Raw genomic sequence first — 14,011 nt, 5'->3', positions numbered from 1 at the left:
GATGGCAACCATAGACAGACAAAAGCCTATTGATACCGATGCACGTAACCGTAAACAGGCATGGCGCCGTCAAGAAAATCGTTTCGCCCTGCTGTTATCAATGACAACCATGCTATTTGGTTTGTTCTGGCTGGTGTGGATTCTGTTCTCCACCGTCACCAAAGGTTTTGACGGCATGTCATTGGCGCTGTTCACCGAAATGACGCCGCCGCCGAATACGGAAGGCGGCGGTTTGGCAAATGCCATTGTGGGCAGTGGATTACTGATCTTGTGGGCGACAGTTATCGGGACGCCGCTGGGGATCATGGCGGGTATCTATTTGGCGGAATATGGTCGCCGTTCATGGTTGGCAGAGGTGATCCGCTTTATAAACGATATTTTGCTGTCAGCCCCTTCTATTGTCGTTGGTTTATTTGTTTACACTGTCGTTGTAACGAAAATGCAGCACTTTTCTGGTTGGGCGGGAGTGATTGCTTTGGCGTTGTTACAGGTGCCGATTGTGATCAGAACCACGGAAAACATGTTGAAACTGGTTCCTGATAGCCTGCGCGAAGCCGCTTATGCTTTAGGCACTCCGAAGTGGAAGATGATCTCAGCCATTACGCTGAAAGCATCGGTGTCCGGCATTATCACCGGTGTACTGCTGGCCATTGCTCGCATTGCCGGAGAGACGGCGCCGTTGCTGTTCACCTCGCTTTCCAATCAGTTCTGGAGTACCGATCTGAGCCAGCCAATTGCTAACTTACCGGTCACCATCTTTAAATTTGCCATGAGTCCATTCTCTGAATGGCAGCAACTGGCGTGGGCCGGCGTATTATTGATAACCCTATGTGTATTGCTGATTAACATTGTGGCGCGTGTGCTGTTTGCCAAGAAAAAGCACTGACTGATATTTTCAACAGAGAGAAGTAAATGAGCAGAGTTAATGATATCGCTAGCAGCAAAATTCAGGTCCACAATCTGAACTTTTACTATGGCAAATTTCACGCGCTGAAAAACATAACGTTGAATATTGCAAAGAATAAAGTCACCGCTTTTATCGGTCCGTCGGGTTGCGGTAAATCTACGTTGTTACGGACTTTCAACAAAATGTATGAACTGTATGGCGAACAGCGGGCAGAAGGCGAAATTTTGCTGGATGGCAATAATATCCTGATGGATAAACAAGATGTAGCGCTGTTGCGGGCCAAAGTGGGCATGGTATTCCAGAAACCGACGCCATTTCCGATGTCTATTTACGACAATATCGCGTTTGGTGTTCGTCTGTTTGAAAAACTCTCCAGAGCGGAAATGGATGAACGTGTTCAGTGGGCTTTGACGAAAGCGGCATTGTGGACTGAAACCCGGGATAAACTGCATCAGAGCGGATACAGCCTATCTGGCGGGCAACAGCAACGTTTGTGCATTGCGCGTGGCATTGCGATCCGTCCAGAAGTTTTACTGTTGGATGAACCTTGCTCAGCTCTTGACCCGATTTCTACCGGCCGTATTGAAGAGTTGATCAGCGAATTGAAATCGGAATATACCGTGGTGATTGTGACTCATAATATGCAACAGGCCGCGCGTTGTTCAGACCACACTGCGTTTATGTACCTTGGTGAATTAATTGAATTCAGTGATACAGACACATTGTTTACCACACCAAAAATGAAACAAACGGAAGACTATATTACTGGTCGTTATGGTTGATTACGGGGCGTAACATGGACAATCTGAATCTCAATAAACATATTTCTGGTCAGTTTAACGCTGAACTGGCCTATATCCGGACTGAACTGATGGCGATGGGCGGGCTGGTGGAGGAGCAACTCACCAAAGCGATTACCGCAATGCATAATCAGGATGCCGCATTGGCGCGTGAAGTGATTGAGGATGACCATAAGGTCAATATGATGGAAGTGGCTATTGATGAAGCGTGTGTTCGCATTATTGCTAAGCGCCAGCCAACGGCCAGTGATCTGCGGCTGATTATGTCGATTTCAAAAACCATTGCTGAACTGGAAAGAATTGGTGATGTGGCAAATAAAATTTGCCAGACGGCACTTGAGAAATTCTCACATCAGCATCAACCCCTGTTGGTTAGTCTGGAATCCCTTGGCCGTCATACCATCCAGATGCTGCATGATGTTTTAGATGCTTTTGCCCGCATGGATCTGGAAGAAGCGATTCGTATCTATCACGAAGATAAAAAGGTGGATAAAGAATATGAAGGTGTTGTCCGCCAGCTTATGACTTATATGATGGAAGATCCTCGAACCATCCCAAGTGTCCTGACCGTCCTGCTTTGCGCCCGTTCTATTGAACGCATTGGCGATCGTTGTCAAAACATCTGTGAATTCATTTTCTACTATGTTAAAGGGCAGGATTTCCGGCATGTAGGTGGTGATGAATTAGAAAAATTGTTGACGAAAGATAACGAGTAGCTCACTGACTATTTGGTCAATAATCTGAATGCTGGTATTTTTACCGGCATTTTTTTTGCCTTATATACCCTATGGATTTCAAGATGCATCGCGACGGCAAGGGAACGAATCCCCGGGAGCATAGCGAACTATGTGACCGGGGTGAGTGAGTGCAGCCAACAAAGAGGCAACTTGAAAGATAACGGGTATAATTGCCGATAGTTATAAACATAGTTATTTATATTATTTCATGCACTATAGTGAAATTGATAGCTTGTGATTAATAAAGAATTAATTATTGTCAGGAGAGTTTAATGAAATCTCGCGTTTTTATTACGGCGTTATTGGCTGGGTTAACACTGGTTACGGGTACTGCGAAGGCGGATAAGCTGGATGATATTAAAAAAGCCGGCGCAGTGCGGATTGCTGTTTTCGACAGTAATCCACCGTTTGGTTTTATTGATCCGCAAACCAAAAAACTGGCGGGTTATGATGTAGATATCGCTAACGCGATTGCAAATGACCTGGGTGTTAAATTAGAGCTGCGTCCGACTAACCCGGCGAACCGTTTACCTCTGTTGGCATCAAAGAAAGTTGACTTGATTGCCGCCAACTTTACCGTCACTAATGAGCGCGCTAAACAGGTTAATTTTTCAATCCCTTACTTTGCTACTGGGCAAAAATTTATTGCCCGTAAAGGTGTTTTAAAATCGCCCGAAGACATTAAAAACTTACGTATCGGTGCTGATAAAGGAACAGTACAGGAAATTACACTGCGCGAGCATTATCCGACAGCCAAAGTGATCTCTTATGACGACACACCTCTGGCTTTTGCTGCGCTACGTAACGGTAATGTGCAAGCCATCACGCAGGATGATGCCAAGTTAGTCGGTCTGTTGGCGAATGTACCGGAAGCCCAAAAAGCTGAGTTTGAGATCTCTCCTTTTAGCATCACCCGTGAATATCAGGCAGTGGCTGCGGCGAAAGGACAAGAGCGCTTGGTTGAGGCGGTAAACCAAACTTTGCTGAAACTGGAAAAAGAGGGTGAAGCAGCGGAAATTTATAACCGTTGGTTTGGCCCGGAAACCAAGTCTGCCCAACCGCGAGGTGACTTTAAGTTTGCGCCTTTGGAGCAGCAAACAGAGTCCTAATAAGTGATAAATCCTTGGTAATTAGCCTCGCCTGTTGTTGCGGGGCTTTGTCATTGGTAATACCTGGTAATCGTAAGATATGTTTGAGTTATTTGTTACAGAACAGTTGCTTGCTTCCCAATATTTGGGGTGGCTTTGGCAAGGTTTCCTGATTACGCTGTGGATATCCGCTTGTACCGTTGTAGCTTCCACCTTGCTAGGGTTTGTACTGGCTGCTGCCCGTGACAGCCAATTGAAAATTCTCCGTTGGACGGTAACCGCTTACACCACGCTATTTCGCAATACGCCTTTGCTGGTGCAACTGTTTTTCTGGTATTTCGCCTCAGGGCAAATACTACCGCAAGAGGTGATGCTTTGGCTGAACACGCCTCATGAAATCAATCTGTTAGGTCTGCCACTGGCTTGGCCTTCATTCGAATTTTTAGCTGGGTTTATTGGTTTAACCCTCTATTCAGCACCATTTGTGGCGGAAGAGCTACGCGCTGGTATCCAGGGTGTAGGGCGCGGGCAAAAATATGCCGCTCATGCACTGGGGCTTACTGGCTGGCTGGCAATGCGTTATGTGGTATTGCCACAAGCGTTGAAGATCGCAACGCCGCCATTGCTAGGACAATATATGAATATTGTGAAAAACTCGTCACTGACAATGGCAATTGGCGTGGCTGAGTTGTCATATGCTTCCCGTCAAGTAGAAACCGAAACATTGAAAACGTTTGAAGCATTCGGTGTTGCAACGGTGCTGTATATCGCCACCATTGCCGTCATGGAAGGTTGGGGGCAATGGCGTCAACAACAAGCTATAACGAGAGGACATTAAAATGGATTTTTCAGTCATTGCAGAAAACTGGCGCTATCTACTGTTAGGTACATTTCCTGATGGTCCTCTTGAAGGGGCGGCGTTGACGTTGATGATTAGCCTGATAGCCGGGGCGATTTCTATTGTATTAGGTACGGTCGCAGGTATTGCTTTGGCAATGTTAAAAGGCTTCTGGGTTAACCTGTTAGCCGCAGTATTGGGCTTTTTTCGGGCAATTCCCGTCATTATGCTGATTTTCTGGACTTACTTCCTGTTGCCAGTAATGCTTGGTATGGAAATTCCAGAAATTACTACGGTGGTTTGCGCTCTGGCGTTGATCACATCGGCTTACTTGGCTCATGGAGTGAAAGCGGGGATTATTGCGATTGGCGCCGGTCAGTGGCAAGCAGGATTATCGTTAGGTTTTAACCGTTGGCAGGTACTTTGGTACATTGTTTTGCCGCAAGCGTTGCGTATGATGGTGCCTTCCTTTATTAATCAGTGGATTGCGCTGATAAAAGACACCTCTCTGGCTTATATCGTTGGCGTGGCGGAACTGTCATTTCTGGCGACTCAGGTTAATAACCGCAGCATGGTTTACCCGACAGAAGTCTTTTTATTTGTCGCATTAATTTATTTCGTGATGTGTTTGGCGTTGGAATTGACAGCAAATTATCTTGTTCGCCGCTTCACTCTGCAACGTAGAAAAATATCTCTTTTCCGTTTCTGGCGGAAAGAAAAATTAGTGTTGGCGCCCCAATATTAGTTTTTCTCTTTACTTAATTATCTAAGGCATAATCTCCCTATTTTAACGATAGGGAGATTATTAATGTTAATTTAAATCAGCAACTTTATGAGAATAAGGAAAGGATATGACAATAATGCTGGTCTTTATTCTTACTTGCTATACTTATATTCTCTGTCTTCTGTAGAACCGTAATTCATTGAATTGCCAGTTGGTCACTGCTTTTTATTTGGGACCAAAATCACACATCATTTCGGAGATAGCCCTCCACATTTATTGGATTTTACTATTGATTAATGCTTTGAAGTGGCCTGCGGTGTTTCGTTCCGATCGCCATATAAAACGATCCCGGACGTATCGATCTCATCTTCCAGTTGGCGCAAGTCGTAGTTCGTCTGTAGGCGCATCCAAAACGCCGGATTACTCCCCAGCGCAGCAGATAGACGGATGGCGAGCGCCGGGGTTAACGCTGTTTTACCAGAAAGAAAGCGGGAAACTGTTGCTGGAGTTACACCGATGTTTTTAGCAAATTGTCGAACGCCAACCCCCAAATCCTCCAGTATGTTGGATACCATAACGCCTGGATGAGAAACAATAGCCTGTCTCATTAGTGATAATCCTCTAGGTTTAAAATGTAAGCATCACCATTTTTAAATTCGAACGTGATGCGCCAGTTAGCTCTAACAGTGATTGACCATATACCAACCCGATCTCCTTTTAGGAGGTGTAACTTGTAGGCATGAATATTTAAATCATCTATCATGCTAGCCGCGTCGATGGCTTGTAAGCGATCATTGATTCTGACGGCGTCCTGCGCCGGGATGCCTGAAATAACTCCTTATTTCAAAAAGCTGTTTTAGCTCTTTGTGTTTAAATGACTTAATCATTTGTTCCCGTTTTTATTACACCATACGTAACACTATACACTGATGTTACACGTCATGCAGTGCCCATAATAAATAACCAGTAAGCGTTCTCCCAAAACTTAAAGAAACTTTGCAGACATTGATTACATTTTTCATTCATTATTTACAGATACCATATTATCCTCTCAACGAATTTCATGAAGGAGAGCATAAATGCCCCACAGATATTTCAGCATTAATAAAATCGTTTTTATTATTTTTATTACGAACAGGCAAATGAATAAACTATGGAGATATGAGTTTTACCTAATAGTCGATTGGATAATAACTCTTGGCAGAGTATTTATTAATTGCCATTTATCCATACTTGTTGGAGCCAATCAGTGATATCTGACCACATCTCATCACTATAGCCATCATGGGACCAGTATCTAACTTGGCCGCTAGGAAGGAGACAGTGCTAGTTAAGTGATTTTTTTGGTTAATGTTAAAATAAATTTCTTCTGGGTAAGTAGTCGTTCTCTTTCTAGAAAAGGAACGACAAAAAATTTAAAATTTGTTTTTGTAAGACTTATTGTTCATCAAATCCATATATATATATCATAATTATCTTTCTCATAACAGATAATATTGACTTTAGAAATGTGAAGAGACTTATTTAAATATGAAGCAATTGTATCTAAAGCAATTTTAGCAGCCAGCTCTTTAGGGAATTTATAGGTTCCGGTACTAATATTGGGAAAAGAAAGTCTTTTGACATTGTAGATCTTAGATAATTCAAAACAACTTAAATAAGATTTTTCTAATAATGAAAATTCATTATTACTACCGCCATTCCAACGTGGACCTACAGTATGGATCACGTATTTAGCGGGCAAATTACCCGCACTTGTAATCACTGCTTCACCAACTTTGCAGCCACCCTGTTTAGCTCTAATTTTTTGACATTCTTCTAAAATAATTTTTCCACCTATTCTATGTATTGCTCCATCAACTCCACCACCACCAAGTAAAGATGTATTAGCTGCATTAACGATAGCATCAACAGCAACTTTTGTTATATCACCTAATATAATTTCCACTTTATTTTTCACTTAGTAATATCCTTAAAAACACCTCTACTCCAGTTTTGCAAGATTGTTTTTGTTCGGGTGAATATATGACATTCATTACCTGCCTATCTAAAATACAATCATATATGTCTATACTTAGCCAACCCTTAGACCATATATCAATAGTCCCTAGTTTTCCACAGCCCTCAAATTCAATTCGCTCAAGATTACCAAATTCACCATCAGCAAAAGATGAATATTCAAAAGAATAATTTCTTAAAAGAGGTTTTATATTTTTATCAAAGTCATGTATATTCATTTAATATCCTCATTTTATATCAACAATGGTAATATTCTTAATTTCAGGTAGTTGTTGACCGCTTTGTTTATCCAATAAAAATTGTTGTGATTTACTTGCATTAGGACCAATCATTTTAAACCATCCATCTTAAGCCACTAATAGCATCCGCTGTTTTTGTCCCACTCCTCTTTTTAAATAATTTTCTCTGATAAGTAAGTAGTAATTGGCCGATAAATAAGCCCCAGCCGTGGCTGGGGGTATAAGTTATTTGTTTTGAGGATAGTTATAATGATCAGGTATTTTGTAATCTTCTGGAATTTCAGGCCACAAGTCCTGACTGTTTATTGATACAACATCGTCGATAATGTCTGCATATAGATTAGACAGATTCAATGATGTAATCCGAACTCTTGTCAGCGCACATTGAATAGCTATTTGATCATTTTCTTCAATAGTTCTATTAAGTAACATCACTGCCTGTTTAAAATCATAAATATATTCCTTGTATTTTTCGGTAATATTAAAATTCAGATTTAACTCAGCTTGGATATTTTTCCTAAGTGAGAGTAAATTAATACAATAGCTAAGTTTGTTTAGCGTTTTCATCATTTTAATTTTCTCCCTTCCGCAGCTTTCGTTTTAGCGTCATTAATTGAACCATCCAAGTTAGCACAACTCTAAAATTTCCTCTTTTATCAAAAACTTCAAGATGATTCTTATGATCACCATCTAAGTAAATCTGGTCGCCTTTTTTGATATATTTATCAATGTCACTTTTTGCAGAATGAATACTTTGCCCATCATACATTTTACTAGTTTTTTGAGTATTTCCTTTAATCTGGCTCCCAAAACCGGATTGTTTTAGGAATTCATTCATATTACCAACAGCACCCTGATTCGGTTGATAAGGTTGTTTATTCTTCCTAACAATCGAAGCAACCGAAGCTTTATTGCTGATAGCGCCATCAGCTACTCAAGAGAGCTCCTTTCTGGAGGAAAAATTTGGGTGGCTTTAACATGCTGGCAAATTTTTATAGGAGCAAAATACCGACTAAAAATCAGTACGTTGTTAATAAGTTGAACCCCAGCCTTTTAGCTGGGGTGGTTATTATTTCTTATTTTCAGGGTAATTATAGTGGTCTGGGATCTTATAATTTTCAGGAATTTTCGGCCAATTATATCGATCTGTCCAACCTATCATTTCTATATCTTCAAAGATTCCATCAAAAAAATTACGTAAATTCATTGCATATATCCTAGCCATTACTAATGCTGTCTGAACTGCAACCATATCATTTTGGTCAAGGGCTTTTTTTGATACTGCAAACATGGATATCAATTTTTTGAGCTCATCTTGCAGTTCATCATCCAGATTTAACGAATAATCAAGGCTACCAACATTATCAAGCTCATTTTTTGAGATATTGCAAGCTGCTGCTAGCTCGACTAAAATCGTTTTGATGTCATTTAACTTGTTTATTTCAGTCAATTTTAAGTTTCCTCCCTTGACCAGCTTTGGTCTTATCCACATTTACTGAACCATCTAAATTAAGGGCTGCTTTAAAATTATTTTTACTATCAAAAAGTTCAAGATGATTTTTATGCGCACCGTCCAGATACATTTGATCGCCTTTCTTGATTATATCACCCAGTTTACCCTGAGCTTGATAAATACTCTGTCCTTGATATCGTTTGCTGGTTTTAAGTGTGCCGTTTTTAATCTGGCCCCCAAATCCTGGCTGTTTAAAAAACTCTCCCATATTACCAACAGCACCCTGATTCGGTTGATAAGGTTGTTTATTCTTCCCAACAATCGAAGCAACGGAAGCTTTACCGCCGATAGCACCGCCAATACCGGCAGATTCTACCGCTTCTTTGGCTATTAGCGCACCTTTTTCCCAGGCAGGCAGCGAGTTATACAACAGCCCTAAATCGTTCTGATTTTCTGTCGTCACAAACTGGCTGATACGATGGGCATCCTCAGCCGATAAGTTAAACATCCATCTTAAGCCACTAATCGCATCTGCTGTTTTTATCCCACCGTCCATTTCAGCCTGATAGGTCAATGTACATAACCCACCGTTCCCGGCACAGGTAGACAACATTTCTGCCCGTTGCGCAGCGCTCAGTTTGTTGTATTTGTTCCAGATTGTTTCGGTAGGCGTTCCTTGCTTATTAGCTTCCTGGAGCTCTCTCGCCAGATTGTAGGCATTCATGGAGTTCAGGTGGTTAAAGAGAATAACAATTTCTCCGGCATTGGCCCCACTGTTAGCGCCTTTGGCGCTGTTGGTCGCAATGGCCCCTGCAACGCTGCCGATGATTTTGCCGCCCGCCTGAATTTTCATTGGATCATTGAATGTTTTATCCAATGTTATCGCAGCCAGTTCTGCCGCTAATGCCCCGGCAGCCGCCCCTTTGGCATCACCGCCGCCAATTTCCGCCGCAAGGGCAGAAACCGCCGCATGGCTGATGGCTTTTCCGGGTAAACCTAACACCTGACCATTCTTGCCAATCAACCCGGCACCCTCGGCGTTAATCTGGCTGCCAATATTAGCCAGTAATGCGGTGGTAAAATTGTCCTTAAAACTCCCGCCATTGATGGCTGTACCCAGGCTGGAACTGATAATGGATTGACCTGCGATCCGTTGAGCCACTTTGCTCCAGTCACCATTGCTCAGTTTAGGTAATGTCGCTTTTGCCGGGTCAATTTGCGTACCATTGGCGGCTTTATCCCATCCCATGACGTTATCAAAACCCGCGAGTGCGCCACCCATCGCCATTGACGTTATGGTTGATTTAACCGTATCGCTGCTTCCCATCACTTTTAAGGTTTTGGATAAGTCACCTTGATTATCCACCAACGCTACCGCTGCCTGAGAAGCGAGGGCGGCCATGCCGGAAGCGGTCGCGCCGTAAGCGACTGAACTCATGGCGGCGGCAGTGCTGGCAGTAGCGCCCGCTGCCGTTGCGGCTGAACCCGCGGTACTGGCGGCTGATCCGGCAACGGAAACGGTTAATCCGGCACCGGCTGTAGCAGCGGCGACTGCAATCGCGATGACCGCAGAGACCACCGGATTTAGATGCTGACTTTTATAATCCCAACTGTCATAGGCATCTTTGACTAAATTCCATTGAACGTCTTTACGTTCATGAAGTTCTTTCAGCCAGGCTGTTTCCGGCGTATTGCCGAATACTGATACTGCATTTTGTAGCGCTCGACCATGTTGGGCTTTGATATCCGCGCTAACTCCTTTGGCCGCCTCTACGGTGAATTTTCCGCCGATATGAATGGCAGGAAGCACCCATTTGTTTTCGGTATAACCTTTATCGGTCTGCTTGATGTAAAAGCCTTTGGAATGGGTAATAGTCTGTTCAAAGGTGCTGTTTTTGACCGCTTTGAAGTTGACTTTACCGTGAGTGCTGGTCAGTTTGGCATTTTTATTGGCGGCGATTTTACTGGCTTCATAGGTGCTGTCATCCCGGCTTAACAGATTGATATCACCGCCAGCGGTAAATTCAGTGACTTTGTTCGTGACATCATGACGGGTGCGTTTAGTGGTTTTCTTTTTGCCATACCATTTACGCTTTGTCTCTGTGTTCTCATAATGACTGGATTCTTCCATCGCCTGAGCGTACAGATAACCGCCTTTCGCCGCGATATCCATTGCCCCTTTGGCCGTCAGTTTGGTGGCCTGAAAAAGAATACTGCCGTTTGAAAGGACGGTCAGCACGCCACCGCTGGTTAATTCCGTACTTTGTTGAGTATAGGTTTCTGTGATGCTTTTATCTTTGAAATAATCAGCGAGATCTTTGTAGAAGTGATTCCGAGCCGACTCGAAACGGATATCGCCACCAGAGGTAATCGTGATATCACCATCAGAAAGTAGCGTTGAACCCACTGTGGTAATGGCTCCATTTGCAGCCATTGTCAGCTTTTTAGCGCCACGGATTTGTGCGCCATGATTTCTGTCATCCTTATATTCATCATAATGCTCAGGTCTGTCATCATCATTGTAAGCAATCGCAGAGTAAAGCAGGGGCAGGAGTGTGATATTCCTTCCAGAGGACAATAATGCGTTACCGCTTGCCTGTATCTGCACCGCCTTTCCGTTGATATCTGTACCGCTGATAACACTGATATTATTTCCTGCGGTTAATCGGCTGCTTAATTCTCCTGAACGTGATGAAGGGAATAATTCACTCAGTGAAGGTGATAATTCACGGGGAATCAGATCAATACTTTTTGCCGAAGTTAAGTTGATGTCTTTTCCTGCGGAGAAACGAATACTCTTCGCAGATAAATTTCCACCGGCGTTAATCATAATAGAACTTTTTGCATCCAGCTTACCTACTTTAGATAACATGTTATTAAAAAGTTCTTGCTCTTTAATGTAAGATAGAATACTGCCAATGCGTTTATGTGATAATAGCACAACATTGTTATTATCAATCGTAATATCATTATTTGCCGTCAAAGTAATATTATCACTTTTAGTTAAAAATACATCCCGCAGAATAATATTCTTACCTGCATTTAGCAATAAATCACCGGTTGCCTCAATGCTGCTGATTATTCGGTTACCATCGTGGTTGAAATATCCAGCAATCTCATTGCTTTGCAATTTTAAATCAGCATTACGGCTAGTAACAGTAATATTTTTCCCCTTGATCTTACTCTGCAATACATCAATATTATCAGCGGCGATCATAGATAAATTACCACCAGAAATAACTTCCCCTGTGTTTAATGTAACAGAGTCAGTTGCCAAAATGGTGATGTCATTATTCGCTTTAATAATATTATTGTTGCTAACTTTCCCTGAGTTTAATACAATATTTTTAGCTGATAACGTATTATAACCGCCTGCAACAGTTATTTGGGACATTTTGTTTATGTCATAGGGTAGCGGTGTGCGAATATTAATGTTATCTTTAAAATCGGCGACAAGATTACCGGCAGCAACAACACTTGCGGGTTCAATAATATTTCTTTCATCCTCCCATGTTTTAACGTTTCCTGATCTGTCAAAGTATGTCCTGATATATACTTCACCACCGGAAGATACATTACCTTCAGTTTCTTTCTGAGTATATACAATATAATTATTGAGCACTCCCGTTATTCTGCTTTCATTAATAAAATTAATTCCTGCTAAGAAAATATCTTTACCGGCACTGATCTTACTGACAAAATTCAAAAGTTCATCACTGTTGATATAAATATTCTTTCCAGATGTGATAACTCCAGGTTGCTTACTGTCAGAAATTCTGGTTTCAGTTCTGGCGTGATTTACATGAATTCCCCCGTCTGTAATATTATCTCTACCAAAATCAACACGCCCAAACCATTTCTTAGGAAGTGGAGTTGTTAATTCAGCCTCATGAATAACCGGGTTTCCAAAATCACATGTTTCCGTTTCATGAACAATCATGTTTTTATCTGTTGAATCGGGTGTTAACTCTTTGTTTTTAACAACAAAAACATCACGTGTATTATTAAGTTTTTGGGTCCTGACAACCAAATCCCCCTTCACGGTTTTTATCGTCGCAGATTTATTCTCGACTAACTTACCTTTATTCCCCTGAGCATCTTTCTGTATCCACATATTATCATTGGCTTGTAGCAAGGCTTTGTTGCCTGTATTTTTTACCGTGTCGCCAAATATCCGCATATCCCGATTTGCGGTTACACTGCCTTTATTATCCAGAGTGGTATTTTCCAGAGTAATATCCCGTCCCGCTTGTACTTTAATATTTTGCGCAATATGGGTTTCTTTACCAACAATATTCAGGTCCGTTTTAGCTGTGATATTTCCCAGTTCAATTTTGCCATTGGCGTTTAAAGTAATATCACGCTGGTTACTGGTTAACTCTTTTAAATTCACGCCAACGCCATCTTCAGTGGCAACCAGTCGGATTTTATTGGCGTACATGCCGCCTAACGCTTTGGTGTCAACGGCTAATTGAGGTTTAGTTCCTTCTCCAGCAACAGGTTTAACTGTGCCGTCTTTTAAACTAATTCGGTTAGCGCCTTGTGTCAGAGACAGGTTATTCGCCTGAATTTTTCCATTTAATTCCGTCGCCCGGCTGATAATATCGACATAATCCGTCGCCTTGCCATTTAACCCTTTGCCGCCAATGGTAATTTGGCCTTTTTTAACTTCCAATGCTTCCAACGCGCCCTGTTTATCAAATTGGGGTTTACCCGTGGTCAGCGTTGCACTCGAAGTATTAATAAAACCACAGCCATCACAAGTAATGCCATTAGGGTTGGCAATCATCACATTGGCTTTATTACCAAAAATTTCCAATTGGCCTTGCAGATTGGATCGTCCGCTGCCGGTCACTTCATTAATAATTAATTCCGCCGCTTTGCCATGCAGATTAGGGTTAGCGTTAAGTTGTCCTGCCAGTTGTGATTTAGCCGTTTGAGTGGCGTTATTCAGTACGGCGCCCTGAGCGGCGACATTGAACTCTTTATAGGTGTTGTGGGATATTCCCGCGTTATTCGGCGTAGCAATATTGATAACTGGGACATTGCCCTGATTTTTTACCTGAGTCTGGTGATTATCCGGTGTGATTCCCGCGGCAATCGCCGGGTGTAGCGGCTGGATTGCCGTCAGGTAAATTAAAAGATAACTCGTGCCTCTCGCCACAGAGTGGTTGCATTTACTCATCGTACTATCCCTTTTTAATTT

13 protein-coding genes and 1 pseudogene are annotated in these 14,011 nt (G+C 42.3%); 6 read left to right on the top strand and 8 right to left on the bottom strand.

What is annotated here, in order from left to right:
- Position 1 precedes the first annotated feature (1 nt).
- The 6 genes from pstA to V2H77_RS22585 all read left to right on the top strand — a co-directional run bounded on the left by pstA (position 2) and on the right by V2H77_RS22585 (position 5,115).
- A complete protein-coding gene (gene pstA, locus V2H77_RS22610; RefSeq protein ID WP_341500567.1) occupies positions 2 to 886 on the top strand; it encodes a phosphate ABC transporter permease PstA in 885 nt (294 codons plus the stop codon).
- A gap of 26 nt (positions 887 to 912) precedes the next feature.
- Positions 913 to 1,689 (top strand): phosphate ABC transporter ATP-binding protein PstB, encoded by a 777-nt coding sequence (pstB, locus tag V2H77_RS22605; RefSeq protein WP_265377727.1) that lies wholly within the window; start codon positions 913 to 915, stop codon positions 1,687 to 1,689.
- A gap of 14 nt (positions 1,690 to 1,703) precedes the next feature.
- The gene (gene phoU / locus V2H77_RS22600; RefSeq protein WP_088374715.1) at positions 1,704 to 2,423 is read left to right on the top strand and encodes a phosphate signaling complex protein PhoU; all 720 of its coding nucleotides are present in this window, start codon (positions 1,704 to 1,706) and stop codon (positions 2,421 to 2,423) included.
- Positions 2,424 to 2,716: 293 nt separating this feature from the next.
- Positions 2,717 to 3,553 (top strand): ABC transporter substrate-binding protein, encoded by an 837-nt coding sequence (locus V2H77_RS22595; RefSeq protein ID WP_341500566.1) that lies wholly within the window; start codon positions 2,717 to 2,719, stop codon positions 3,551 to 3,553.
- 79 nt (positions 3,554 to 3,632) lie between these two features.
- Positions 3,633 to 4,370: an amino acid ABC transporter permease gene (locus tag V2H77_RS22590; RefSeq protein ID WP_341500565.1), complete on the top strand. Its 738-nt coding sequence runs from the start codon at positions 3,633 to 3,635 to the stop codon at positions 4,368 to 4,370.
- 1 nt (position 4,371) lies between these two features.
- On the top strand, positions 4,372 to 5,115 hold the full coding sequence (locus V2H77_RS22585; protein ID WP_088374712.1) for an amino acid ABC transporter permease: 744 nt from the start codon (positions 4,372 to 4,374) through the stop codon (positions 5,113 to 5,115).
- A 272-nt stretch (positions 5,116 to 5,387) separates the two neighbouring features.
- On the opposite strand, the gene V2H77_RS22580 is transcribed toward V2H77_RS22585, so the two are convergent.
- The 8 genes and pseudogenes from V2H77_RS22580 to V2H77_RS22545 form a co-directional block, all read right to left on the bottom strand.
- On the bottom strand, positions 5,388 to 5,702 hold the full coding sequence (locus V2H77_RS22580) for a HigA family addiction module antitoxin (RefSeq protein WP_132346442.1): 315 nt from the start codon (positions 5,700 to 5,702) through the stop codon (positions 5,388 to 5,390).
- A pseudogene (locus tag V2H77_RS22575) lies at positions 5,702 to 5,981 on the bottom strand (type II toxin-antitoxin system RelE/ParE family toxin). Before V2H77_RS22575 ends, V2H77_RS22580 begins: the two are co-directional and overlap by 1 nt.
- 560 nt (positions 5,982 to 6,541) lie before the next feature.
- Entirely contained in the window at positions 6,542 to 7,054 is a 513-nt protein-coding gene (locus tag V2H77_RS22570) for a macro domain-containing protein (protein ID WP_341500564.1), read from the bottom strand.
- Entirely contained in the window at positions 7,044 to 7,331 is a 288-nt protein-coding gene (locus V2H77_RS22565) for a hypothetical protein (protein ID WP_341500563.1), read from the bottom strand. The genes V2H77_RS22570 and V2H77_RS22565 overlap by 11 nt, the downstream gene beginning before the upstream one ends.
- A gap of 246 nt (positions 7,332 to 7,577) precedes the next feature.
- Positions 7,578 to 7,922 carry a hypothetical protein gene (locus tag V2H77_RS22560; protein ID WP_036783400.1) on the bottom strand — a complete coding sequence of 115 codons (345 nt, stop codon included), beginning with the start codon at positions 7,920 to 7,922 and terminating at the stop codon, positions 7,578 to 7,580.
- A gap of 1 nt (position 7,923) precedes the next feature.
- Positions 7,924 to 8,190 carry a hypothetical protein gene (locus V2H77_RS22555; RefSeq protein WP_341500562.1) on the bottom strand — a complete coding sequence of 89 codons (267 nt, stop codon included), beginning with the start codon at positions 8,188 to 8,190 and terminating at the stop codon, positions 7,924 to 7,926.
- Positions 8,191 to 8,421: 231 nt separating this feature from the next.
- Positions 8,422 to 8,802 carry a DUF6853 family protein gene (locus tag V2H77_RS22550; RefSeq protein WP_341500561.1) on the bottom strand — a complete coding sequence of 127 codons (381 nt, stop codon included), beginning with the start codon at positions 8,800 to 8,802 and terminating at the stop codon, positions 8,422 to 8,424.
- On the bottom strand, positions 8,795 to 13,990 hold the full coding sequence (locus V2H77_RS22545) for a DUF637 domain-containing protein (RefSeq protein ID WP_341500560.1): 5,196 nt from the start codon (positions 13,988 to 13,990) through the stop codon (positions 8,795 to 8,797). Before V2H77_RS22545 ends, V2H77_RS22550 begins: the two co-directional genes overlap by 8 nt.
- Positions 13,991 to 14,011: the final 21 nt, after the last annotated feature.

Origin of the sequence: Photorhabdus sp. P32 (assembly GCF_038085095.1) — a bacterium.
GTDB lineage: Bacteria > Pseudomonadota > Gammaproteobacteria > Enterobacterales > Enterobacteriaceae > Photorhabdus > Photorhabdus luminescens.
This window is presented reverse-complemented; position numbering and strand designations above follow the sequence as displayed.

Bases quoted from the DNA above. Each gene is read 5' to 3' on its own strand.
- pstB (WP_265377727.1), top strand. From the start codon at position 913: ATGAGCAGAGTTAATGATATCGCTAGCAGCAAAATTCAGGTCCACAAT.
- V2H77_RS22560 (WP_036783400.1), bottom strand. From the start codon at position 7,922: ATGATGAAAACGCTAAACAAACTTAGCTATTGTATTAATTTACTCTCA.
- V2H77_RS22590 (WP_341500565.1), top strand. From the start codon at position 3,633: ATGTTTGAGTTATTTGTTACAGAACAGTTGCTTGCTTCCCAATATTTG.
- V2H77_RS22545 (WP_341500560.1), bottom strand. From the start codon at position 13,990: ATGAGTAAATGCAACCACTCTGTGGCGAGAGGCACGAGTTATCTTTTA.
- V2H77_RS22585 (WP_088374712.1), top strand. From the start codon at position 4,372: ATGGATTTTTCAGTCATTGCAGAAAACTGGCGCTATCTACTGTTAGGT.
- V2H77_RS22580 (WP_132346442.1), bottom strand. From the start codon at position 5,702: ATGAGACAGGCTATTGTTTCTCATCCAGGCGTTATGGTATCCAACATA.
- V2H77_RS22565 (WP_341500563.1), bottom strand. From the start codon at position 7,331: ATGAATATACATGACTTTGATAAAAATATAAAACCTCTTTTAAGAAAT.
- pstA (WP_341500567.1), top strand. From the start codon at position 2: ATGGCAACCATAGACAGACAAAAGCCTATTGATACCGATGCACGTAAC.
- V2H77_RS22555 (WP_341500562.1), bottom strand. From the start codon at position 8,190: ATGAATGAATTCCTAAAACAATCCGGTTTTGGGAGCCAGATTAAAGGA.
- phoU (WP_088374715.1), top strand. From the start codon at position 1,704: ATGGACAATCTGAATCTCAATAAACATATTTCTGGTCAGTTTAACGCT.
- V2H77_RS22595 (WP_341500566.1), top strand. From the start codon at position 2,717: ATGAAATCTCGCGTTTTTATTACGGCGTTATTGGCTGGGTTAACACTG.